Origin of the sequence: Pyrinomonas methylaliphatogenes, assembly GCF_000820845.2 — a bacterium.
Lineage (GTDB): Bacteria > Acidobacteriota > Blastocatellia > Pyrinomonadales > Pyrinomonadaceae > Pyrinomonas > Pyrinomonas methylaliphatogenes.
On record NZ_CBXV010000008.1, the window covers coordinates 78,865 to 101,578 of the forward strand.

At 61.1% G+C, this 22,714-nt stretch carries 16 protein-coding genes; 2 read left to right on the forward strand and 14 right to left on the reverse strand.

Annotation, left to right across the window (positions count from 1 at the left end; translation table 11 throughout):
• Positions 1–25: 25 nt before the first annotated feature.
• From PYK22_RS11555 to PYK22_RS16805, 9 genes are all read right to left on the reverse strand, one after another.
• Entirely contained in the window at positions 26–1,255 is a 1,230-nt protein-coding gene (locus PYK22_RS11555; protein WP_041977491.1) for a hypothetical protein, read from the reverse strand.
• 290 nt (positions 1,256–1,545) lie between these two features.
• Entirely contained in the window at positions 1,546–2,994 is a 1,449-nt protein-coding gene (locus PYK22_RS11560) for a leucyl aminopeptidase (RefSeq protein ID WP_041978785.1), read from the reverse strand.
• A 411-nt stretch (positions 2,995–3,405) separates the two neighbouring features.
• The gene (gene recA, locus PYK22_RS11565; RefSeq protein ID WP_041978787.1) at positions 3,406–4,476 is read right to left on the reverse strand and encodes a recombinase RecA; all 1,071 of its coding nucleotides are present in this window, start codon (positions 4,474–4,476) and stop codon (positions 3,406–3,408) included.
• 191 nt (positions 4,477–4,667) lie between these two features.
• A complete protein-coding gene (locus tag PYK22_RS11570) occupies positions 4,668–4,982 on the reverse strand; it encodes a hypothetical protein (RefSeq protein ID WP_041977493.1) in 315 nt (104 codons plus the stop codon).
• Between the two features lie 36 nt (positions 4,983–5,018).
• Entirely contained in the window at positions 5,019–5,822 is an 804-nt protein-coding gene (gene trpA / locus PYK22_RS11575) for a tryptophan synthase subunit alpha (RefSeq protein ID WP_041978789.1), read from the reverse strand.
• 80 nt (positions 5,823–5,902) lie between these two features.
• On the reverse strand, positions 5,903–7,117 hold the full coding sequence (trpB, locus tag PYK22_RS11580; protein ID WP_041977494.1) for a tryptophan synthase subunit beta: 1,215 nt from the start codon (positions 7,115–7,117) through the stop codon (positions 5,903–5,905).
• A gap of 210 nt (positions 7,118–7,327) precedes the next feature.
• Positions 7,328–8,281, reverse strand: coding sequence for a GGDEF domain-containing protein (locus tag PYK22_RS16800; protein WP_083437809.1), 954 nt, complete (start codon positions 8,279–8,281; stop codon positions 7,328–7,330).
• A 123-nt stretch (positions 8,282–8,404) separates the two neighbouring features.
• On the reverse strand, positions 8,405–9,067 hold the full coding sequence (locus PYK22_RS11590) for a phosphoribosylanthranilate isomerase (RefSeq protein ID WP_041977496.1): 663 nt from the start codon (positions 9,065–9,067) through the stop codon (positions 8,405–8,407).
• A gap of 102 nt (positions 9,068–9,169) precedes the next feature.
• On the reverse strand, positions 9,170–11,917 hold the full coding sequence (locus PYK22_RS16805; protein ID WP_060635602.1) for an ATP-binding protein: 2,748 nt from the start codon (positions 11,915–11,917) through the stop codon (positions 9,170–9,172).
• A 216-nt stretch (positions 11,918–12,133) separates the two neighbouring features.
• Here PYK22_RS16805 and PYK22_RS16810 point away from each other — a divergent pair, with 216 nt between their 5' ends.
• Both PYK22_RS16810 and PYK22_RS11605 read left to right on the forward strand, forming a co-directional pair.
• Positions 12,134–13,039 carry a hypothetical protein gene (locus tag PYK22_RS16810; protein WP_060635603.1) on the forward strand — a complete coding sequence of 302 codons (906 nt, stop codon included), beginning with the start codon at positions 12,134–12,136 and terminating at the stop codon, positions 13,037–13,039.
• A gap of 161 nt (positions 13,040–13,200) precedes the next feature.
• Complete coding sequence (locus tag PYK22_RS11605; RefSeq protein WP_060635604.1) at positions 13,201–14,454, forward strand: M20/M25/M40 family metallo-hydrolase; 1,254 nt, start codon at positions 13,201–13,203, stop codon at positions 14,452–14,454.
• A gap of 261 nt (positions 14,455–14,715) precedes the next feature.
• Here PYK22_RS11605 and tsaD read toward each other — a convergent pair whose 3' ends face one another.
• The 5 genes from tsaD to PYK22_RS11630 form a co-directional block, all read right to left on the reverse strand.
• Positions 14,716–15,789 (reverse strand): tRNA (adenosine(37)-N6)-threonylcarbamoyltransferase complex transferase subunit TsaD, encoded by a 1,074-nt coding sequence (gene tsaD / locus PYK22_RS11610; RefSeq protein WP_041977499.1) that lies wholly within the window; start codon positions 15,787–15,789, stop codon positions 14,716–14,718.
• A 77-nt stretch (positions 15,790–15,866) separates the two neighbouring features.
• Complete coding sequence (gene rsmD / locus PYK22_RS11615; protein WP_041977502.1) at positions 15,867–16,424, reverse strand: 16S rRNA (guanine(966)-N(2))-methyltransferase RsmD; 558 nt, start codon at positions 16,422–16,424, stop codon at positions 15,867–15,869.
• 55 nt (positions 16,425–16,479) lie between these two features.
• The gene (locus tag PYK22_RS11620; protein ID WP_041977504.1) at positions 16,480–19,530 is read right to left on the reverse strand and encodes an AAA family ATPase; all 3,051 of its coding nucleotides are present in this window, start codon (positions 19,528–19,530) and stop codon (positions 16,480–16,482) included.
• 75 nt (positions 19,531–19,605) lie between these two features.
• On the reverse strand, positions 19,606–21,411 hold the full coding sequence (gene lepA, locus PYK22_RS11625; RefSeq protein ID WP_041977506.1) for a translation elongation factor 4: 1,806 nt from the start codon (positions 21,409–21,411) through the stop codon (positions 19,606–19,608).
• A gap of 132 nt (positions 21,412–21,543) precedes the next feature.
• Positions 21,544–22,497 carry an ROK family protein gene (locus PYK22_RS11630; protein ID WP_041977508.1) on the reverse strand — a complete coding sequence of 318 codons (954 nt, stop codon included), beginning with the start codon at positions 22,495–22,497 and terminating at the stop codon, positions 21,544–21,546.
• Between the last annotated feature and the right edge of the window lie 217 nt (positions 22,498–22,714).

Genomic DNA, 22,714 nt, shown 5'->3' on the forward strand with positions numbered 1-22,714 from the left:
AGGTTCGATGACCCGACACCTGCCGCTACGGCAAGCCGATGCCGAAATCCAACAATCCGCCCGGCAGACCGAGATCCATTCCGGATCCGAGCCTTCCGGACGCAGCCCGATTCTGCAAAGTAGGCAACAGGGCATCCAATCCGGCGACGACCGTCACCGCCGTCAGCCGCGATGGATCGTTCCCCTTAGTGCTCGAAACGACGATCAGATCGCCCGGTTTCAACTCCGAAACTTCGAGCGCGGGCAAACGCTCGAGCATGTCTTGGATGTCCATCCCCCCGCGCATCATGCGAGGGCCACCGCCTGGCCCGCCTTGCCCGCCCTGTTGCGGTGGACCAGCCATGCCCTCGCGCGGCGGGCGCGCGCCCTCAGGTCTATTCCGCCACTGGCCCATCCCACCGCCAGCTTGACCGTTGGCGCGCTGCGCGAGGAAATTAGCGAACTCGGGCGGGATGCGCCGCAACAAAGCGTCTTTGCTCGTCACGACCGTCAGGACCTGCTGCGACTGTAGATCCTTGATCTTGATCTCCTTGCTCGTCTGATCTACGGAGACGACCGTTCCGAACACCGTGCGGAAAGAGCCCGTAACGACCTCTTCAGCTTTGAATCGCGTTCCATCGGGACTGCGGTCGCCCTTGGCGCGCAATTGATCGCCGACTTGGATCTCTTCAAACGCGCTCGGTTTGGCATCGTCGAACTTCACCGAATCGGGGGCGTACCGGCGGAACTTCACCGTTGGTCCAGCTTCGATGACCACCGTCTGCGGACCACCGAAGGATCGCGCTTGAATCGTGATCTCGCGCTTGGCCGGATCGATCGCCGTCACAGTCCCGACGATCCCTCGCTGGCGCCACTCGGCACGTTCCCGCTCCCTCTTCTCCGCGATATCGGCTTTGGTCATGACGATGACGGCACGCGCCGGAACCGATTTGCGATCATCCGCGACGCGCCCACGCGCCCAGACGCGATCGCCGATGCTGATATCGGCCAATGTGATCGCGGTCGCCCCTTCGAGCGTCGTCGCGCCGGGCCGCGTGCGCACAAATCTCGTCGCATCATCGAGCAAGACTGTGACCAATTCCCCTGTCCCATCGGCGCGCACGATCAGTTTCTTGCCGACAGCATCCACCGCTTGCACCTCGCCGATGACGCCGTTAGGCGTGATGCCGCTGACGACCTTCGGCTGCGCCTGCTGTGCCCAAGCCGCACTCACAAGCGCGGATAAAGCCAAAACGATGGCGAACGTTCGTCTCATCGCCTCCCTCGCCCCCGAATCGCGGTCAAAGAATACCCCTCGTTGAATAGTTTTCCGATCAGCGATCTTGAAAGTTCCACCTTTTAGGACCCTCTCGCCGTAAGCTCACTGGATTAAGACGCGCCGCGAGCTTCGCCGGTTACAGAAAAAAGTCTTGACCGCCAATCGAGCGAATCAGGATGCAAAGCGGTCTAGATCGAGTTGCCCCAGAGAACCTCAACTCGAACCGCCACTCTTTAAAAACGAATTAAAAGCGAAGTTAACTCTGTAGCGATGCAGGCAGGAAGATGCTAACTGTCCGCAGATTGGGCCGCCAACTCGACTAACGTGCGCACCCCGGCGCCGGTCGCTCCCTTCGAGGCGAAAGGTTCGTCCTCATCGAGCCAAGCCGTCCCCGCAATATCCAAATGCGCCCACGGCGTTCGGTCGGCGAATCTGCTCAGCAGCAGCGCCGCCACCGTCGCATCAGGACGTCCGCCGTAGTTCTTGAAGTCGGCGATGCTGCTCTCGAGCCTCTTTTTGTAGTCTTCATCCAAAGGCATTCTCCAGACCGGTTCGCCAGCTCTTTCCGCCGCCTCCGCGATCTCCCTTGCCCAGTCATCATCGTTGCTGAACAATCCGGCGCGCACATCGCCCAAAGCGACGATGATCGAACCGGTGAGCGTCGCAAGATCGATGATGCGATGCGCGCCGAGCTGCCGCGCATGGGCGATCGCGTCGGCGAGGATCAGCCTCCCTTCCGCATCCGTGTCGGTGACTTCGATGGTGTAACCAGCTAGCGTCTTGATGACATCGCCCGGCTTCAGCGCGCGTCCCGAAGGCATGTTCTCCGCCGCAGGGATGATTCCGACGATGCGGCGCGGCAGGCGAAGTCGCGCGATGGCGCACAACGCACCCAGAACCGCGGCACCGCCAGCCATGTCAGCTTTCATCTCTTCCATCCCCTGCCAAGGCTTAAGGCAGATGCCCCCAGCGTCGAAAGTCATCCCCTTCCCGACAAAGGCCCATAATTCACCGGAAACCTCTTCAGGTTCGTAACGAACGACGATCAGCGCGGGCGGCTCATCAGATCCTTTGCCGACGCTCCACAAACCGCCCCATCCACGCGCCCTGATCTCCTCGCCCAGCCAAACCTCGACGCGCAGACCGACCGCTGCGCACATCTCCACCGCGCGGCGCGCGAACTCCCGCGGCGGCAGAAGATTGGCCGGCTCATCGGCCAACGCACGCGCCCAATTCGTCGCTTCGGCGATCACCCGCCCGCGTTCGACCTCAGCCTCTAAGTCCTCGCCGCCGCGTGAAACGGCGATCCGCAAACGCTCCACACCGTTGCGCCCATCTTCGTCCCGACGATAGAAGCGGTTCTCATAGCGCCCCAACAAGGCGCCTTCGACGGCCTGACGCACGCTTCTTCGCCGATCATCAGGCAGTAGCAATCGCAAAGCGCGCCATCCCCTTTCGCGCGCCCGACGCATGGCAACAGCGGACGCCCGCCGTAGCACTTCGTCGGCGAACTCAGCGCGCTTCCCGAGACCGACCAGAAGCGCCGACCTTATCCCTTCGCGAGTCGCCACGTAGCCCGATGAAGTTTCGTAACGCTCGGCTTTGAAGGATTCGCCGATCGGCCCCAATAGTTCAGCGAACTGCCGATCCGATCGTTCCTCATCGGCGAAGATGAACTGGACCAGCGCCTCGCCCTCGGCGAGCGCGTCGTCAACGGCGACAAGTTCGATCTTCAAAGCCGATCTCGAATCCATGCCAACGACGGACGATATTAAAGGCGCTGTTAGTTAAAATTCTTACAGATTCGTTGACAACTTTCGGCAGAGGGATATAATTTCAGTCGCTCGAAGGCGCTGCTGCTCCTAAGGCAGCAGTCCCACAATAGCCTTGAGATTGCCCGCCCGTGCCGGCTCGGATGCCGATACTGTCCCCCAGCGTCGCTCCACCCGAGCCGGCATCAAACTTTCCGATGCGGTCCACACGAGCGCCCCAAAGGTCATCCCCATCGGGCTTCAACCTTCGCTAAGATGGCGCAATATCTCAACGCCCCACGCCGCGTAACCTCCCGTAACCTCCGCAGAGGCCTTCCGCTAGGATGCAACATCCCTTCGGGGCCGTTTGGCAAAGCGCTTACGTGTTGCGCCGCCTCATCTTTTGCTCTCAGCCTTGGCAGAACCTTTTTCCGCGCCCCTGTCGTTTTTGGCTTCCGTCTCGTGCGCAGGCAGTTTGAGCGCGGCGCGCACGTCCATCTCGATCCTATGCAGCAGTTCGGAGTTCTCCTTAAGCATCTGTTTGACGTTCTCGCGCCCTTGCCCGAGACGCTCGCCCTTGTATGAGAACCAGGCTCCGCTCTTTTCGATGATCTTGTTCGCAACGGCGAGATCGATTACGTCGCCAATGCGCGAAATGCCTTCATTGTAGATGATGTCGAACTCGCACTCGCGAAACGGCGGAGCGACCTTGTTCTTGACGATCTTGACCTTGGTGCGGCTGCCGATGGTCCGCTCGCCATCCTTGACCGATCCGATGCGACGGATCTCTATGCGCAAACTGGCGTAGAATTTGAGGGCGCGTCCGCCAGTCGTGGTCTCCGGCGAGCCGAACATGACGCCGATCTTCTCGCGTATCTGGTTGATGAAGATCAAACATGTGTTAGTAGAAGCGACGATCCCAGTCAGCTTGCGCAAAGCTTGCGACATCAAGCGCGCCTGCAGCCCGACATGCGAATCTCCCATCTCGCCATCGAGTTCAGCGCGCGGCACGAGCGCGGCTACGGAATCGACGACGATGACGTCGACGCCATTTGACCGGACCAGCGCCTCGACGATCTCCAACGCCTGTTCGCCCGAATCCGGCTGCGAGACCAGAAGATCATTCACGTTGACGCCGAGCAATGCGGCGTACTCTGGATCGAGCGCGTGTTCGGCGTCGATGTAAGCGGCCACGCCACCTTGCCGCTGCGCTTCGGCGACGATGTGCAGCGCGAGCGTCGTCTTACCGGAGCTTTCGGGCCCGAAGATCTCCGTGATGCGCCCGCGCGGGATGCCGCCGACGCCGATGGCCGCATCCAAACTGAGCGAGGTCGTCGAGATGACCTTGACATCGCCCAACGGGCGCTCGCCCAAACGCATGATCGCGCCTTTGCCGAACCGCTTCTCGATATTGAGCAGGGCGGCCTCGATCGCTTTGCTTCGCTCGTTCGATTTCGTCTCTGCCATTGCCATCACCACCTTATCGCCGTCTCCCTTCCGTCATGCCTCGATTTCGATCCGGTGAGAGTCTACCACATCTTGGCGCAGAAGAGAAACGGAGTTTTATACATGAAACACAAGCCCCCTTGCCGCTTCAGCCGCGCGCGTGAGGCTTCTCGATTCTTTCGATCCCATCGTCACCGTTCCTTTCCAGAGAGTCACTGCCCTTCGTCGCCGAGGAACTCACGGACGCTTCTTCCGACGCTGGCTTCGAACCGTTCGGTGAGCGAAGGCACGTCGCCCGAGCGTTCATCATGCAGAATGCGCTCGACGCGCCAGAGCGGGAAGAAGACATCGGTGAAACCGAGAAAAGGTTCGTTCGACCGAAGCGCTTTCAACCAATCGTCGAAAGCCGTGAGATCTATTCCACGCAAATGTACACCAGCGGCACTTATTCGGTCGAGCCGTCCCCAGCACTTTTCGCGCGGGCTGTGAAGCACGACGATGACCATCTCGCCACGTTTGATTCCCATCGCATCCCCTTCGCCATCCCGAACGGGTTTTCAATCTCATCTCGGTAGTTCGCTAGTCGGCAAGAGAGAGCGCGCGAAGGCTCCGACGCGGCGCACCAGATCCGGCGCACCCGTTAGACGCGCGATCTCGGCGACGACCGAGGAGCCAACCACGGCAGCATCCGCATACTGCCAAACTTCGGCGACGTGCTCGGCGCGCGAGATGCCGAAGCCGACGGCGATCGGAAGGTCCGTAAGACGGCGAAGTCGCGCGACGAGGCGCGCGGCCTGCGCGCTCACTTCAGCGCGTTCGCCCGTCACTCCGGTGCGCGAGACGGCGTAGATGAAACCGCTCGTTTTCGCGGCGATCAAGCGCAATCGTTCATCGGTCGAGGTCGGCGCGGCGAGGAAGATCGAGTCGAGTTCGTGCGCGTGCAGCACTTCGATCCACTCGGCAGCCTCTTCGGGCACGAGGTCGGTGACGAGCACGCCGTCGATGCCGGCGGCGCGCGCGTCTTGGGCCAATCGCTCGAGGCCGTATTGTAACAAAGGGTTGTAATAACTGAAGAGCACGATCGGGAGATCAGTCTCTTTTCGCGCCCGCGCTACGGCTTGCAGAACCTCGTCAACGCCCACGCCTTGAGCGAGCGCGCGTTCCGAAGCGCGTTGGATGACCGGACCATCGGCGACCGGGTCGCTAAACGGCACGCCCAGTTCAATGCAGGTCGCGCCAGCGCGCGCGAGTTCGACGATCAATTCGCCGGTCGTCCCGATGTCTGGATCGCCGGCGGTAATGAACGGGATGAAACCGCGCCTTCTCTCGCGCCGTAATCGCGCGAAGCTTTCTGCGATGCGAGTCACGCTCTCTTTCTGCGCTCCCGAAATGAATGCTTCGATCGACCCTTCGCCTCGGGACTTTAAAGGGGCCATCCGGCGAAGGATCAGGCTATTTTCTGGCCCAGCTCGTGGGCCACCGTATGCACATCCTTGTCGCCGCGTCCCGAAAGGTTGACGATGATGATGCGATCGCGTCCCATCTCGCGCGCCAGCTTGAGCGCATGAGCGATGGCGTGCGCCGATTCGAGCGCTGGCAGGATGCCTTCCAATTTGGAGAGAAGCTGAAAAGCTTCGAGCGCTTCCGCATCCGAAGCCGAGACGTATTCGACGCGCCCCGCATCATGAAGGTAAGCGTGTTCGGGGCCGATCGCCGGATAATCCAGTCCCGCCGAGATCGAATGGGTCGAGGCTATCTGTCCGCGCTCATCCTGCAACACATAACTCATCGTCCCTTGCAAAACGCCCGGCCTTCCTCCGCCCTTCGCGTTGAAGCGCGCCGCATGCTGGCCCAGTTCATCGCCACGCCCGCCCGCCTCGACGCCGACCATGCGCACGCGCTCATCGTTCAGGAATGGGTGGAAGAGGCCGATCGAATTCGATCCGCCGCCGACGCAAGCGATCAAGCAATCCGGCAAACGCCCCTCCCGTTCGAGGATCTGCGCGCGCGCCTCGCGTCCGATGATGCTTTGGAACTCGCGCACGATCAACGGATATGGATGCGGCCCGAGCGCGCTTCCGAGCAGGTAGTATGTATCTTCGACGTTCGTCACCCAATCGCGCAATGCTTCGTTGATCGCCTCTTTCAAGGTGCGCGAACCGAGATCGACTTCGCGCACTTCGGCGCCGAGCAAACGCATACGAAAGACGTTCAATGCCTGTCGGCGCATATCCTCGGCGCCCATGTAGATGACACAAGCGAAACCGAAGAGCGCGCAGACGGTCGCCGTCGCCACGCCGTGCTGTCCGGCTCCGGTTTCGGCGATGATGCGTCGTTTGCCCATCCGGCGCGCGAGCAGAGCCTGTCCGATGGCATTATTGATCTTGTGCGAACCAGTATGCGAGAGGTCTTCGCGTTTCAAGTAGATGCGCGCGCCGCCAACGTACTCGGTTAAACGCGCGGCGTAAAAGAGCGGCGTAGGGCGTCCCGAGTAATCGCGAAGCAGCGATTCGAACTCGCGCTGAAAAGATGGATCGCGCCGCGCTCGATCGTAAGCTTGCGTCAACTCTTCGAGCGGGGCCATGAGCGTTTCGGGGACGAAGCGCCCGCCGTAACGCCCCCAATGACCTCTGACATCCGGTTGGACCGATCCTTTGATCATACCGTAAAAGCGAGCGCCTCAGCGCGCCGAAGACGGCGCCTTGGCAGAGGCATCGCAGAGAGTTTCGCCCATTGTACACTAACACGCGCAAGGCTCGCACGGCGTTGCTCACGGGTTTTCCTATGATCACGTGTAACTACACCCGTCGTTCTCCACGCCAGCGAAAATCTCATCGCCCGTGTAACCAGCGCGAAGCTCGCACTCTCCACTTCATCCATGCGCTTTCGCATCTCGCGCTGCGGCCTTTTCAGCCAAACAGACGCGATTGCGACCAGCGTTCTTGGCGCGGTAGAGAGCGCCATCGGCAGCGGCGTAAAGCTCGCGTTCCGATTGCGCATGTGCGGGGCAGGAGGCGACGCCGACGCTTACGGTCGCGGCACCGACTTTTTCGATCGCGACCGAAGCGATCGCGTTGCGCAATCGTTCGGCGACGATCCACGCCTTCTCGTCGCCCGTGCCCGCCAGCAAGAGGGCGAACTCTTCGCCACCGAGCCGCGCCGCCGTATCGTTGTCGCGCGAGAAGTCCTTGAGCGTGCGCGCGACGTGACGGATCACGACATCGCCGCCCGAATGCCCATGCGTATCGTTGATCGTTTTCAGATGGTCGATATCGAGCAGAAGCAAGGAGCACGGGATGCCGTAGCGACGCCAGCGTTCGACCTCATGCCCGAGCGCGACGCGAAAGCGGCGCCGATTCGCCAGCCCGGTCAAATAGTCCTTATCCGCTTCGGCGCGCAATTTATCGATCGTCAATTGAATTTGCGCCAACTGCCTCACCCGCGCCACGAACAACGAGAGTTCGGCAGGCAAACTGAAATAATCGAAAGCGCCGAGCGCGAGAGCTCCGCCCCTTCGCTCAAGCGTCGCCTCATCGGTTCCGACGAAGATCAACGGGAGCCCCTCTTGCAAACGCGCGAGCGCGCGCGTCAACTCTGCCGCCTTGAGATCGGTTAGATCATTCGCGGCAACGACGATATGTGGCCGCTCGCGTTGCAGAGAGACGATAGCCGCCATGCCACACGAAGCGCTCGCGACATAGATATCGACCTCTTCGAGCGCTCGGCGACAGAGTTCGCCCAGCGCGCCGTTCATCACCAGAAGAACGCGACCGCGATCGCGCTCGCCTATTCTTCGCTTGTCCACCGCAAGAGATGTAAGGCCCATCGCTTCGACCTCGATCGATGCCAGACTGGTTGTGAGGATCTCTTCCGGCGAGGAGATCGAGAATTCACATTGGCGGAGAGGATAACCGATCCCACGCCTTCAGCTCAAGAAGAATCGTCCGACTCAGATCAAACGCTCCCGCCCTTCCACCATCCGCACCGCCCGCACGAAGGCTTCCAAAGCCTGGCGATCCTTCTTCCCGGGCGCGCTCTCCAAAGAGCTACAGACATCCACCCAATCCGGCTGGACCTGTGCGATCGCGCGCCCGACGGATGCGGGGGTTAACCCTCCGGCCAGAAAGAGTTCACGCACGAATCTCTTGGCGCGCCGCGCCACATCCCAATCGAACGAGCGCCCCGTTCCGCCATAAGCTTCGGGCGAAGCCGCATCCAACAAGATCGCATCCGCGCGATAATGCGCGATCTGATCCGGATGAAAGCCATCGCCCACGCGCAACGCTTTGATGAGCTTAACCGGTCTGCCGCTGTCCGACGAGTTCACCCGAAGCGCCGCGCAATATTCCGGCGTCTCGTCGCCATGCAACTGCACGGCTTGCAATCTAGCTTCGGAGACGATCTCCCAAACGCGCGCGATATCTTCGTTGACGAAGACCCCAACGCGCAAGACCCTGTCCGGAAGGGCTTGCGCGATGCGCTGCGCCTCTTCCGGCTCGATGTAGCGCGGACTTTTCGGATAGAAATTGAACCCGATCGCATCGGCGCCAATGCGCGCGGCGGCGAGCGCATCATCGATGTTGGTGATGCCGCAGATCTTGATGCGCACCATCTCTAATCATGCTAGCACGGCGAGGTTTCGCTTCCCAACTGCGAGGCCGAACGCAAGCCCTCAAGCTCGTGGTCCCGAAGCGCCCTCACGCCGCCGCAACTCTCATTGCCCTTGTAGCTTAAGCATCAAGCTCCGGATCGCTCTGACCAGATCTTCAGGAGAGACGGGCTTGGCGATATGAGCCTGAAAGCCAGATGCGAGCGCCTGATCGCGATCCGCTTCGCGCACATAAGCCGTCAAAGCCACTGCCGGAATGCCGAGGCCGCGCTCGTGCAGCCGCCTGATCAGATCGTAACCATCCTCTTCCGGCATCCCTATATCGCTGATGATCAGATCGACCGGTTGCCAATCGACGGCGCGCAAAGCTTCGGCTGCCGTGGCGACCGTTTCCACGCGAGCGCCATATCGCCCGAGCACCTCGGCGATCATCTCGCGCGTATCTTGATCATCGTCGATGACCAAGATGCGAACGCCATCGAGCGATAGATCATCCCCCTGCGGCTCTCCCGGCCCATTTTCGCGCTCGACCGATCGCCAGCGCTCTCCTTTGCTCACTTGCAACGCCAGCAACGGCAACTGGATGAAGAAGGTCGCGCCCCGACCTTTGCCTTGGCTCTCGGCGCCGACTCTGCCGCCGTGCAATTCGACGATGTGGCGCACGATCGACAGGCCGATCCCTAAACCGCCATGCGTTCTCCGCGTCGAACTATCGGCCTGTCGCAAGCGCTCGAAGACGAAGGGGAGGAACTCCGGGCTGATGCCTTCTCCGGTGTCGCTGATGCGGATTTCGACGTGCGAATCGACGCGCCGCAATTCGACCGTAACACGCCCGCCGCGTGGGGTGAATTTCACCGCATTCGACAGGAGGTTCCAGATGGCCTGTCGCAACCGGTCCGGATTCCCCATGACCGGTCCAGCCGATTCATCGAGCCTAGTCTCGATGTCGATCCGCTTCGCCTCAGCGGCGGGCTTGATCGAATCGAGCGCCGATTCGATGACCGGCACGAGACCGATCGGCATCACTTCAAACTGGAATTTGCCCGTGATGATGCGCGAGATGTCGAGCAGATCTTCGATCAAGCGCATCTGCGCTTGCGCGTTGCGATAGATGGCATCGAGCGCGCGCGACGTCGCCGCTTCGTCCAATTTGCCTTCGCGCAACAGGTGCATCCATCCGAGGATCGCCGTCATCGGCGTGCGCAGTTCGTGCGATAGCGTGGCGAGGAACTCATCCTTCAAACGATTGTTCTCTTCCGAAAGCTGATACAGACGATGGTTCTCGATGGCGACCGAAGCGATCTGGGCGATCTGCATGAGCAACGCTTCGTCCTCTGCGGTGAACTCGCCCTCGTACTTATCCGAAAGTTGAATCAACCCGAGGTTCTGGCCGTTGCGCCCGATGAGCGGCGCGGCGAGCCAGCCGCGCAGAGGCGGATGTTTGCCCGCTTCTTTGCCGAACCCGCGCCACGCCGGATGACGTTCCAGCTCTTCTTGCGTCAAACGCATCGGCTGATTCGTCCGACAGACCAGCGAATAGATCCCCGAACCATCGGGTTGCGCATCGTAGTCACGCCATGCCGCATATTTATCCGAAAGCGAGACGGCGTTGATCGCCTGCGCCCAGTTGTCATCAATCGTCAGACTGGCGACGGCTTGATGCGCGCCGATGATCGCGCGCGCGCGTTCGGTGAGAGTTTTCAGCATCTCATCGAGCGAGCGACTGACGTTGATAAGGACGGAGAGATCCGCCAGTTGACGAAGTTGCTCGACTCTTCTCTCCTCATACGCCAAGCGCAATGCGCGCTCCTCTTCGGCGCGAAGCTGGGCCGTCGCATCGCGCGTCAATTTGACGTAACCGCGCAACTTCCCGTCGGGATCGCGCACCGGCGTGACCACGCCGGTGGCCCAGAATCGGCTTCCATCTTTGCGCACGCGCCATCCGGTATGCTCCGCGTAACCATCGTTAGCTGCGCGCTGCAGCTCCGCGTGGGGAACTCGCTGCGCGACATCCTCGGGCGTGAACAGAAGCGAGAAATGCTTGCCGACGATCTCTTCCGCGCCGTAACCGAAGAGCCGTTCGGCGCCGCGATTCCAGCTCGCCACGCGCCCATCCGCGTCGAGCATGTAGATGGCGTAATCTCGCGCCTCTTCGACCAGCAGGCGATACCGCTCCTCCACCTCGCGCGAAGAGGCGAGCGCCGCGGCGTAACTGCGCGAAATGGCCAACAATTCGCGTCGCGTGAAGATGGCCAAGATCCCCGCCCACAAGAGCATCAAGGCGACCGCGCTGAAGATGACCGACTGGCCCGTGCCTCTCAATTCCTCAAGCCTCGCACGCCGCGCCGCGCTCTCGCTTTCGACGAGCGACAAGAGGCGCTCGCGCACGCTATCGACTATCGCCTTTCCCTGGATCAACGCTCGATCTAAATCCGCACCTCTGCCTTCCTCTCGAAGCGCGATCAGTTGGGCGGCTAGATCGTGCCAGCGCTTCTCCGCATCGCGCACGTCGTCGACCTGTCGCTCGCGCTCGGGATCGACGGCGACCAAACGGGCCAATTCTTCGATCTCTTGATCGATCATGGCTTCGGCGCGCGTGTATGGCTCTAAGAATTCCGGCGAGCCGGTGATGAGATACCCGCGCACTCCGGTCTCCATATCGACGACGAGCCGTTCGACATAGCGCGCCTGGGCCACTATCTGATTAGAGTGGTCCACCCATCTCATGTCGGCGTTCAGGCGCTCGATCTGCCACACGAGCACGACCGCCAGGAAAGCCATCGAAAGGAAAGGGATGATTACGGCCCAGGTGAGCGTGCGTTTTAACCTTCTCTCATCTATCTTGCCGCCCATCTTCCCACCACCGCCGGTCGTGAGGTCGCGCCTTATGCCGGGCTGTTTTGCCTGAGATTTTAACCCGAGGGCGCGCACGCGCGAAACGTTTTTTGAACCGCCCTCGACCTCACCTCAAATCAGAATGATCGCTCTCGCCGGCATCTAAGTTAAAATCGGACTTTCACGAACGGCACGAGAGCGACCGAAGCCTTATGCCATTTCAGGAGGAAGGCGATGCGAACACAACCGACCTTCGGATCGGATCGGTTTCCGGCCCACGGCTACGTTGGTTTATTCATCATCTCCTTCGCCGAAGCCTCGCTTTTCGCTGGCAATGATCTCATCGGGAGATGGTTCACGCCCATCGTCTGGACCGGTTACGTGCTCTTCGCCGACGCTTGGGTCTTTCATCTGAAGAGACGCTCGCCGCTCGTCTCAGACCGGCTAGCGTTTCTCGTCATCATCATCACTTCGATCCTCACCTGGTGGATGTTCGAGTTCTACAATGCGCCGCGCTTCTGGCGCTCCGATCTCGAACTCTGGTGGCACTATCACAACCTCGAACCGAACCCGTTCTTGCGCCGCGTCGGATACGATTGGGCTTTCGCCACGATCTTCCCCGGGCTCTTCTTGACGGCGGAGATCTTCAGCGCGACCGTCTTTCGGCAGTCGCCGCGCACGCGCCCGATGCAGATCTCGCGTGCGGCGATGATCGGTTGCCTCATCATCGGGGCGGCGCTGGCGTCTCTACCGCTAGCGATCGTCTCGGCGTGGTTTGCACCGCTCGTCTGGCTCGCCTTCATCCTTTTGGTCGATCCGCTCAACGCTCTGCGCGGCTGGCCTTCGATCTGCGGCGACCTTGCGCGCGGCGATTGGCGTCGCCTCTGTTCGCTGCTGGCGAGCGGCCTGGTCTGCGGCGTGCTGTGGGAGTTCTGGAACTACTGGGCCATCTCGCGCTGGACCTACACGGTCCCCTACTTCGGCGACATAAAGATCTTCGAGATGCCGGTGCTCGGTTACCTTGGCTTCCCGCCTTTCGCCGTCGAATGCTGGGCCATTTATATCTTCTGTCGCTCGCTCCTCGCGCCGCCTAGCCGGATGGATGAAACCGATATCTGGATGCGAACGCGCGACGATTGACTCTAAACGAGCGAGGACAGTTAAAATGTCTTGCGCGTGCGCCTTCGACAAGCGAACGATCGAGCAAACGGGCGAGAACGGTTAAAGCGCCATCCCGGCTTCGCCATCGCTCGCGACGCGAAGCGACCGATCCTTATAAGATCGTTGAGAACGGTTGAAGAATGAGGAAGCTACTTCTCGCGCTGACGCTACTGAACGCCCTCGCGCCGCTTGTGCGCGCTGGCGATGACGCGCGCGCTCGACTTCTGGCCGAAATCAAAGCCTTGCTTGCGCGCCCTTCGCTCAACGCTGCCTTCAACTACATCGATCGCAGTCGCGATGCGATCTTGCGCGAGTGGATCGCCATCACTGAAATCAACGCGCCCTCGGGCAAAGAGCGCGAACGCGCCGAATTCGTCAAACGGCTGCTGAGCGGATACAAACTCGATCAAGTCTACTATGACCGCACGGGCAATCTCGTCGCCGTGCGCAAAGGCACGGGCGGTGGACCGACGGTCGTCATCGACGCGCATCTCGATACGGTCTTTCAAGAAGGCTTGAAGATCAAGGCCGAAGTGCGCGATGGGCGCGTCTATGCGCCCGGCATCGGCGACGATACGCGCAACATCGAAGCGATGCTCGCCGCGCTGCGCGCGCTCGATGCGGCCAACGTCAGGACCAAAGGTGATCTCATCTTTCTCTTCACGGTCGAAGAGGAGACGGCGCTTCGCGGCGCGCGCGAATTTATCAAAGACAACAAAGAGAGGATCAACTACTACATCGCGCTCGATGGCGGTTACGAGGGGTTCACCTATGGCGGCATCGGCATCAAGTGGTTCCGCCATCACTTCATCGGACCGGGCGGGCATACGCGCTCGCGCACGCCGCCCTATTCGGCGACGCTGCCGCTAGCGCGCGCCGTGGCGCGCATCTATGAACTTCCGCTTCCGTCCGATCCGCCGACCCATCTGAATATCGGCATGCTCGGCGGATCCGAAGTCGTCAACGCGAAGGCCGCCGATGCATGGTTTACGGTCGATCTGCGCTCGACGAGCAATGAGGTGATCGCCGATCTCGAACGGAAGATCGCGGCGATCATCGCGGAAGAAGCGCAACGCGCCGCGATGCAGGCCCGAACTGAACTCCTATCGAACACGCCCGCCGCGCAGATTCCGGGGATGAGGCAATCGCCGCTCGTCTTGACGGCAGAAGCGGTCCATCTCGCGCTAGGGTTCGAAAATCCGCCGATCACGCCGACCGCATCGAATAACTCGAATGCTGCGCTCTTGGCCGGGTTGCCAGCGATCTCCACGGGCGCGGCGCCGTGCGGCGACGCTCACGCGCTGACCGAATGGTGCGAGATCGAGCCGATCTACAAGGGGATCAAGAAGGTGATCGCGCTGGCGGTGGCGCTGGCCCAGTTGGATGAAAGGTGAACTCCCTCGTCAAGGAAGGGACCAAGAAGATGCTCGCGCTAGTGGCAGCCTAGTGCGAAATCGCTCGCCCCTATTATCATCGCCATCGATCATCGTCATAGTGGTAGCCTAGTGCGAAATCGCTCGCCCTCGTTCCGCGCGCTTTCCGGTGGCACGGGTGCGAGCCCGACGAACATCTCGCTCCCGTTCCGAGCCTGCCGCGAGATGTCGGGTGCGAACGCCGCTCGCCTTTGCCGCTTGCGTGCCGGTCGCTCCGTCCCGTCACAAGCGGTATCGCACGCGGCGGCGCAGTTCGTCGTCTTCGACCTCGATGTTCTGTAAACGCAATGAAACGTCGGCGTTCAGGTCCAGCCCGGCGCGCTCTCCAGCGGCCAGCTTGACGCTGCCGGCAGCGGCGATCATCGCCGCGTTGTCGGTCGAAAGGTGGCGCGACGGGAAATAGACGGGGATGCCCAAGCGTTCCGCCATCGCGCTCATCGCCTCGCGCAGGGCCATGTTGCACGCCACGCCGCCGGCGACGATCAGCGTCTTCGGTTGATGCTCCGCGGCGACGCGCTCGGTGGTCGAAACGAGCGAACGGATGACGACATCCTGAAAGCTCGCGGCCAGATCTTTGATCGCCTGCGATGGGGTTTCGCCTTCCTTTACGGGCTGCAATCCGGTCTCGCGCACGTATTTCGAGACGGCGGTCTTCAATCCGCTGAAGCTGAAATCGGGCCGCCGATCGCTGATCTTCGGCAGACTGAAGCGCACGGCGCGCGGATCGCCCTCGCGCGCGAGCCGCTCGATGATCGGGCCGCCCGGATAACCGAGGCCGAGCATCTTCGCCACCTTATCGTAAGCTTCGCCGGCGGCGTCATCGCGCGTGCGCGCGACAATCTTGTACTGGCCCGGTCGCGGCACGTAGAACATGTGCGTGTGGCCGCCCGAAACGATCAAGGCGAGCGCCGGATGTTCGACGGGCGGATTGTCGAAGACGACCGAATAGATGTGACCTTCGAGATGGTTGACGCCGACGATCGGTCTTCCGAGCGCGTAAGCCAATCCCTTTGCGTAACAGAGCCCGACTAGAAGCGAGCCGATCAATCCAGGCCCGACCGTGACGGCGATACCGTCTATTTCGTCGAAGCCGACTTGCGCCCGGCCCATTGCCTCTTCGACGATCGGTTCAATCCTTTCGAGATGTTCGCGCGAAGCCAGCTCCGGCACCACGCCGCCGAAACGTTTATGGACATCCGTTTGCGACGAGATGACGGAAGAGACCAACTCCTTGCAGTCGCGCACGACCGCCGCCGCCGTTTCATCGCACGAAGTTTCGATGCCGAGAACGAGCATGATCCTGCCTTTCGATCAAGCTAGATTTTTCCCACAGATCAATTTACTCGAATCTTCATCCGAAACCAAGGGGAGGTCTAATCGCGCTGGTAGAAGCTCAGCGCGGCATCGCCCTGCCGCAGGAGGCGCCAGCGGCGAAGCGTGCCGACCGCATCGGGGAGGCTCTTCTTGTGATGGTGTTCGACGATGATGACGCCGTCTGCGCACAACAGCGACTCGTGCTCGCCGAGCAGATTGAGCACCGGCAAGTAATCATCCGCATACGGCGGGTCGAAGAAGATCACATCCCAACACCTGTAACCGTTCGCGACGGCGCGGCGCAAAAATTCAGCCGCCTCGCTCATGAAGACCTCCGTCTCGTCCTCCGGCACGCCGCATAGATCGAGATTCGTCTCGATCAACGCGCACATGCGACGCGACCGGTCGACGAACGTGGCGAAGGCGGCGCCGCGCGAGAGGGCCTCGATGCCGACCGCGCCCGAGCCGGCGCACAGGTCAAGGAAGCGTACACCCTCGATGCGCGGCGCGAGCACATTGAAAAGCGTTTCACGCAACCGATCTGATGTTGGACGCGCGCGCAATGAAGGAGGGCTTTTCAAACGCCGCCCGCGATATATCCCGCCGATGACTCTCAACGTAATCCCACACCTCCCTCGTTACCGGACTCCTGGCGACCGGAACACGACGAAATCACTCGCCGTTTTGCCCTTCGACCATCACGACGTGATCGACCGTCTGCTCGAAGGTATCATCGTGCGAGATGACGAAGAGTTGATCGAAGTGGCGCACTTGACCGATGATTTGCGCCAAACGCTCACGCCGCTCCGCGTCCATGTTCACCGTCGGCTCATCGAAGAAGGCGAGGCGAATATCTGAGAGCTCCTTGAGCAACGCCAGACGCACGGCCAACGCTGCCGCCATCTGTTCGCCTCCGGAGAGGTTCTGGAATGAACGCTCGTGACCATCTTCTTCGAGAATGATCTCGTAATCGCGCGACCATCGCAGCGATTGATCGGGATTGCCGATCATCTCGCGGAAGAGATGGTTGGCTTCGAGCGAGACGTTGCAAAGATAGCTTTCGGCTACGAGCGGGCCGGCCTCGCGCAACTTATCGCGGATAAACTCTATAGCTTCATCCAAACGGCTCAAACGCTCCCGTTGCTGAAGCTCGCGTTCCATCTGGCGTCTTACGTCATCGAGTTGGTCCAACTCGCGTTTCAACGAGGAGGCGCGCTCTCGCTGCCATTCGAGCTGCGCGCGGATCGCCGCGACCCGCTCGCGAGATGCGAACAACTGTGAACGCGCCCTCTCATGAGCGGCGGCATCATAAGCTGCTACCGCCCGCTCGTGCTGTCGTCGCGCTTCGTCGAGCGCGCGTTGCGCTTCAGCCGCTTCGCTTTCGGCCCGCTCCAGCTCCTTCAGGCGATCCGGCAGCCGCTCGGCGATGCCCGAACAGGCGAGATATTCGCGGTAAGATTCTGCCGTTCGATCGCGCTCGGCGATAGCCTCAGACAAGCGCGTTTCAAGCGTCGCGAAGTCGCGCAGACGCGCTTTCAATTCCTGCGACCTGCGCATCAGGTCGAGGTGACGGTTCCGCTTCTCTTCGAATTCGCGCTTGAGAGCCTCTTCCTGTTCAGCTTCGGCGCGCAACGCTTTAGCGCGACCGCGCGGATCGTTCAAGTCGGCCAACTCCTTCTCCGTTCTCGTCAGATCCTCTCGAACCGATGGCAAACTATTGGCGATCGCTTCTGCTTCCACACGCTCCTCACTCAGACGTTTGCCGTTCTCTTCGATCTCGCGCAACCGCGCTTTCCAACTATCGAGTTCGGCAAATCGCATCGCTTCGCGTTGTTTCAGCTTCAGCTCGGCATCCAGCCCGACCAACTGCGCCTGCAAGTCTTTGACTCGTTGTGCGTCGGCGTGCGCGAATTTGCCGATCTCAGCATTCAATTGGGCGAGCGATGTGCGCTTCTTACTCAGCGCCATCTCCTCGTGCGCCACCTGCTGTCGGACCTTCTCGAGTTGCGCGGCGGCGAGTTGCGCTTCGTGCGCCAGATGCAGTCTGGCGCTCAACTGTACCAACTCATTTTGGAGCGCTTCGAGCCGCGCGCGGTTTAGGTCGAGATTCTTTCTGAAATAGCCTTCGAGCGTCTCGCCCTCCTTCAGATTCAAGCATCGCTCGGACAAGATCGGGCACAGACCGCCTTTGACCTCGCGCTCCATCCGCTCGTCCCGTTCGATCGAAGCGCGCAACCTCATGATCTCATCCTTTATGCTGGCGACTTTCGCCTCGAGCGCGGGAAGCTCCGCGGCGGCGATAGCGCGCGCTTCGAGCCGTCGGACTTCCGCGCGCAGCTCATTCAACAAGGATTCGATCTGTTCGATCTCGCGCTGCTCCTCGCGCCATCGCCCTTCAAGTAGTTGCCGCGCGCTGAGCGCTTCGCGCAACGCCGCCAGTTCGTTTTCGACTCCGATCCTCTCGCTCTCGATCTCCCGGACGCGATCTTGCGCGCGGCGCGCCGCTTCCGCCTGACGGATGCGTTCGCGCGTCTCGACGTGCTGCGCGCGCAAGCGCTGAAGCTCTTGGTCCAATTTGGGCAGCTTCCCGCGCGCCATCTCGGCCTGAGTCTGCAAATCGCGCAGCCGATCGCGCTCGCGCTCCAGCGCCTCCTGCCGTTCGATCTCGGGTTGGATCTCGACGAGCTGCTCGCGCGCCCGCGACGCAGAGCGCACCCTCTCTTCGAGCAGCCGCATCTCGCCTTCGACGCGCAGGGATTCGCGGGTGAGCTTTTCGCTCTCGTCCCTTATCCGATCGCGCTCTCGACGCTCAGCCTCCAAAGCGCTGATCGTTTCGAGGGCGCGCTTGTGCGCCTTGTAATCCTCTTCGGTCTCCCGCTGCCGCCTGACGGCCCGCTCGGTTTCGACCAATCTCTGCCGCGCCTCGGCGAGTCTGGCTCCAGCGTTTTCGTGGATCGCGAGCCGCTGCTGCAGGATCATCTGCGTCTCGGCCTTCGCCCGCTCGGCGCGCTCCCAATAGGCGACGCGCTCTTCGGCGGCGGCAGCCTCCCTTTCCGCCTCACCGAGGGCGCCTTCTAGCTCCTCGACGCGGCGCGCCGTCTCGGTCGCCTCGCGTTGCAGATCGGCGTATCCGGCCAATCTTCCCCGCGCGTGCTCGATCCGTTTATCGAATTCGACCAAACGATCGCGGACCAGTTTCGCCGTATCGAGCAGACGGTCGCTGCTCTCACGATACTCTTCGACCTTCAACAGGCGATCGAAAGCCGCTTTACGTTGCGCTGGCGCCAGCAGAAACTCCGTTGTGAAAGCCCCTTGCGGCACGCCGATGGCTGAACGGAACAGTGCTTTGATATCGGTGCCGGGTTCGATGCCCAAGTGCTGACGGATGAAGGCGAGGACATCAGCCCGCTTCTCGACGACGCGCACGTTCAAGAGCGGATCGTAGACGTAGTAGGTCTGCCCCGTGTCGCGGTAGACGACGTACTGTCGCTGGTCCAGATCGCTCTCGAAGACGACGCGCACCCAGCCCTTTTTTGCGCCGCGCCGCAAGAAATCTTCTCTCTTGTATTCGAGCACATCGAAGAGCGCCCACGCGATCGCTTCGAGGATGGTCGTCTTCCCTGCGCCATTGCGCCCGACGATCGCCGTCGTCCCGCGTTCAAACGTGAAAGAGGCCCGCGCGTAGGATTTGATGTTCTCCAGTTCGACCTGTCTGATCTGCATGCGCACGCTCCGCAAAAGGGATCTACCGCATCAGCAATGATGCGGCAAGGCGCTACCAGCGCGCAGCGCGAATGCTCACTTCGACTCGCCGACTTTGAGCACGGCGAGGAAAGCTTCTTGCGGGATTTCGACGCGCCCGACCTTTTTCATACGTTTTTTCCCTTCCTTCTGCTTCTCGAGGAGCTTGCGTTTGCGCGTCACATCGCCGCCATAGCACTTTGCCAGCACGTTCTTGCCCATCGCGCGGATGGTCTCGCGCGCGATGACGCGGCTCCCGATCGCCGCTTGGATCGGCACTTCGAAAAGCTGCCGCGGGATCAATTCCTTCATCTTCTCGACGAGCGCGCGCCCGCGCGCTTGCGCGTTGCTGCGGTGAACGATCAGCGAGAGCGCATCCACGGGTTCGCCTGCGACCAGAATGTCCAGTTTGACGAGATCGCTTTCACGATACCCGGCGAAATGATAATCGAGCGACGCATAGCCGCGCGAGACCGACTTCAAACGGTCATAGAATTCGAGCACAACTTCGTTGAGCGGCAGCTCATAGGTGAGCATCACGCGCCCCGGGCCGATGTATTCGAAACCGCGCTGCTCGCCGCGCTTCTCTTCAAGAAGTGACAGGATGCCGCCCAAGTATTCGTCCGGAGTTAGGATCGTCGCCGTGATGACCGGTTCCTCGATCTTTTCGATCTTGCCCGGATCGGGCATCTTCGCCGGAGAGTCGACTTCGATCACTTCGCCGTTGGTCAACGTCACGCGATAGCGAACGCTCGGCGCGGTCGTGATCAGATCGAGATTGAATTCGCGCTCTAATCTCTCCTGCACGATCTCCATGTGAAGCAGACCGAGGAAACCGCAGCGGAAGCCGAAGCCGAGCGCGACCGATGTCTCCGGCTCGTAGAAGAGCGATGCGTCGTTCAAACGGAGCTTATCGAGCGCGTCGCGCAGCTCCTCGTACTGGCTCGCATCGACCGGATAGAGTCCGGCAAAGACCATCGGCTTGATCTGTTGGAAGCCCGGAAAAGGTTCGGCGGTCGGACGTGCCGCCTCGGTGATCGTATCGCCGATCTGCACATCGGCGACCGTTTTGATCGAAGCGGTCAAGAATCCGACTTCGCCGACGCTCAGCTCATCTATAGGCGTCGGGCGCGGACGATTGACGCCGAGGGTTTCAACCGTGTATTCGCGCCCGGTGTTGAAGAAACGGATCTTCAGGCCGGGCCGCACCGTCCCTTCGATGACGCGGAAGAGCACGACGACGCCGCGGTACGGATCGTACCATGAATCGAAGATCAAGGCTTTGAGCGGCGCTTCCGGATCGCCTTTGGGCGGCGGGATGTCGCGCACGATCGCCTCTAGCACCTCTTCGACGTTCTGCCCGGTCTTGGCGCTCACCATCAGCGCGTTGTGCGTCGGAAGACCGATGATGTGTTCGATCTGCTCGAGCACCTTTTCCGGCTCCGCGCCGGGAAGGTCTATCTTGTTGATGACCGGGATCAGTTCGAGATTGTGTTCGATGGCGAGATAGGTGTTCGCTAGCGTCTGCGCTTCGACGCCTTGTGACGCATCGACGACGAGAAGCGCCCCTTCGCACGCCGAGAGCGAACGCGAGACTTCGTAAGAGAAGTCCACGTGACCGGGCGTATCGATCAAGTTGAGCACGTACTCATGCCCATCGCGCGCGCGATAGTTGAGCCGCACGGCGTGCGCTTTGATCGTGATGCCGCGCTCGCGCTCCAAATCCATCGCGTCGAGCACCTGCTCGGTCATCTCGCGCTCGCTCAAAGCGCCGGTCAGTTCGAGCAAGCGATCGGCCAAGGTCGATTTGCCGTGATCGATATGTGCGATGATGGAAAAGTTTCTGATCCGTTCAGGGTTCATTTCGACTTCGTTAGAATCCCGATCGAGCGGGCTAAAGGTTCCGATTTTACCCCACGACCAAACTGACGGAAAGCCGCACTTATGCGAGACGCCGCTTGATGAAGCGCTTAATCGTCGTTCGACGTAGGTGATCTAGGCTCCAGCTTTTTGTGCGGCGAGCAGGGCGGCACCGATGAGGACGCTATCGAGCCCCAATTGTGCGGCGACGATCTGGGTCGTCTCAAAACAGGGTTGGAATGAGCGTCGGCGCGCTTCGCGGATGATCGGATCGAGCAGCAGTTCGCCCGCTTCCATGACGATGCCGCCCAAGATGATCCGCTCGACGTTGAGCAGATTGATGATCGCGGCGATCGCCGTGCCGATGTAACGCCCGGTGCGCTCGATCATGAGGAGCGCAAAATCGTCGCCGTTGCGCGCTTCGCGCGTGATGTCGCTCACGGTGAAGTCGCGATTGACGGCCAATTTTGAGAGCGAAGAGGTGCTATCGCGGAACAATCTCTCGTGCGTGCGTCGGACGATGTTCGGTGCAGAGGCGACCGTCTCCAGACAACCGACATTGCCGCAAGCGCATTGAATGCCGTCGGGATCGATCGTGATATGCCCGAATTCGCCGGCGAAGCCGGAAGCTCCGCGCCAGATCTGACCATCGAAGATGAGCGCGCCGCCGATGCCGTAACCGAGCATGACGTAGAAGATGCTCTGACTAGCGCGCCCGGCTCCCAAAACGTACTCACCATAAGCCGCCGCGTTAGCGTCGTTCTCAAGCAAAAGCGGAAGCCCGGTCGCGCCCGCTAGATCGGCGTAGAACTCCTCTCGCAAGGGGAGATCGGTCGAAAAGTGCACGCGCCCGGTGCGCGGATCGACCAACCCGGGCAATCCCACTCCGAGCGCTTCTACGCTGGTCCCACCGCGAAGATCGGCGACGACGCGCGCGATCTGCTCGACCAATTGCTCGCGCTCCAGCGGCGCTTCGAGCACGCGCGCCACTTCTCCAGCGGCGGAGACGAGCGCGGCGCGCAGCGTCGGCCCCGATAGATCGACTCCGATGTAACTTTTTTCCGCTTGATTCGGGCCATCTGCCTGCATCGTTACGGCCCTCCAACGGGAGATCTCAACGGTGCGCACATGCGGGAGCAGGATGCTGCGAACTTTAACAGAGCCCGCCAAAGGCTGTCAAACTTCCTTTCCGAAGTGTAGAATGAGCGGCAAGATCGAGATGGCAGGGCGATAAGGTCAGCTTGAGTCGCGCCGTTCGACCGCCTCTACGTCGCTCCTCCTCGTACTCGGCGGCGGTCATCGAACG

What these genes read in the sequence shown, in the direction of transcription:
- PYK22_RS11570 (WP_041977493.1), bottom strand. Translation starts at nt 4,982, where the DNA reads ATGGGAATCAAACGTGGCGAGATGGTCATCGTCGTGCTTCACAGCCCG.
- PYK22_RS11590 (WP_041977496.1), bottom strand. Translation starts at nt 9,067, where the DNA reads ATGGTGCGCATCAAGATCTGCGGCATCACCAACATCGATGATGCGCTC.
- PYK22_RS11630 (WP_041977508.1), bottom strand. Translation starts at nt 22,497, where the DNA reads ATGCAGGCAGATGGCCCGAATCAAGCGGAAAAAAGTTACATCGGAGTC.
- PYK22_RS16810 (WP_060635603.1), top strand. Translation starts at nt 12,134, where the DNA reads ATGCGAACACAACCGACCTTCGGATCGGATCGGTTTCCGGCCCACGGC.
- tsaD (WP_041977499.1), bottom strand. Translation starts at nt 15,789, where the DNA reads ATGCTCGTTCTCGGCATCGAAACTTCGTGCGATGAAACGGCGGCGGCG.
- PYK22_RS16800 (WP_083437809.1), bottom strand. Translation starts at nt 8,281, where the DNA reads ATGGGCCTTACATCTCTTGCGGTGGACAAGCGAAGAATAGGCGAGCGC.
- PYK22_RS11605 (WP_060635604.1), top strand. Translation starts at nt 13,201, where the DNA reads ATGAGGAAGCTACTTCTCGCGCTGACGCTACTGAACGCCCTCGCGCCG.
- PYK22_RS11555 (WP_041977491.1), bottom strand. Translation starts at nt 1,255, where the DNA reads ATGAGACGAACGTTCGCCATCGTTTTGGCTTTATCCGCGCTTGTGAGT.
- PYK22_RS16805 (WP_060635602.1), bottom strand. Translation starts at nt 11,917, where the DNA reads ATGGGCGGCAAGATAGATGAGAGAAGGTTAAAACGCACGCTCACCTGG.
- PYK22_RS11620 (WP_041977504.1), bottom strand. Translation starts at nt 19,530, where the DNA reads ATGCAGATCAGACAGGTCGAACTGGAGAACATCAAATCCTACGCGCGG.
- lepA (WP_041977506.1), bottom strand. Translation starts at nt 21,411, where the DNA reads ATGAACCCTGAACGGATCAGAAACTTTTCCATCATCGCACATATCGAT.
- recA (WP_041978787.1), bottom strand. Translation starts at nt 4,476, where the DNA reads ATGGCAGAGACGAAATCGAACGAGCGAAGCAAAGCGATCGAGGCCGCC.
- trpB (WP_041977494.1), bottom strand. Translation starts at nt 7,117, where the DNA reads ATGATCAAAGGATCGGTCCAACCGGATGTCAGAGGTCATTGGGGGCGT.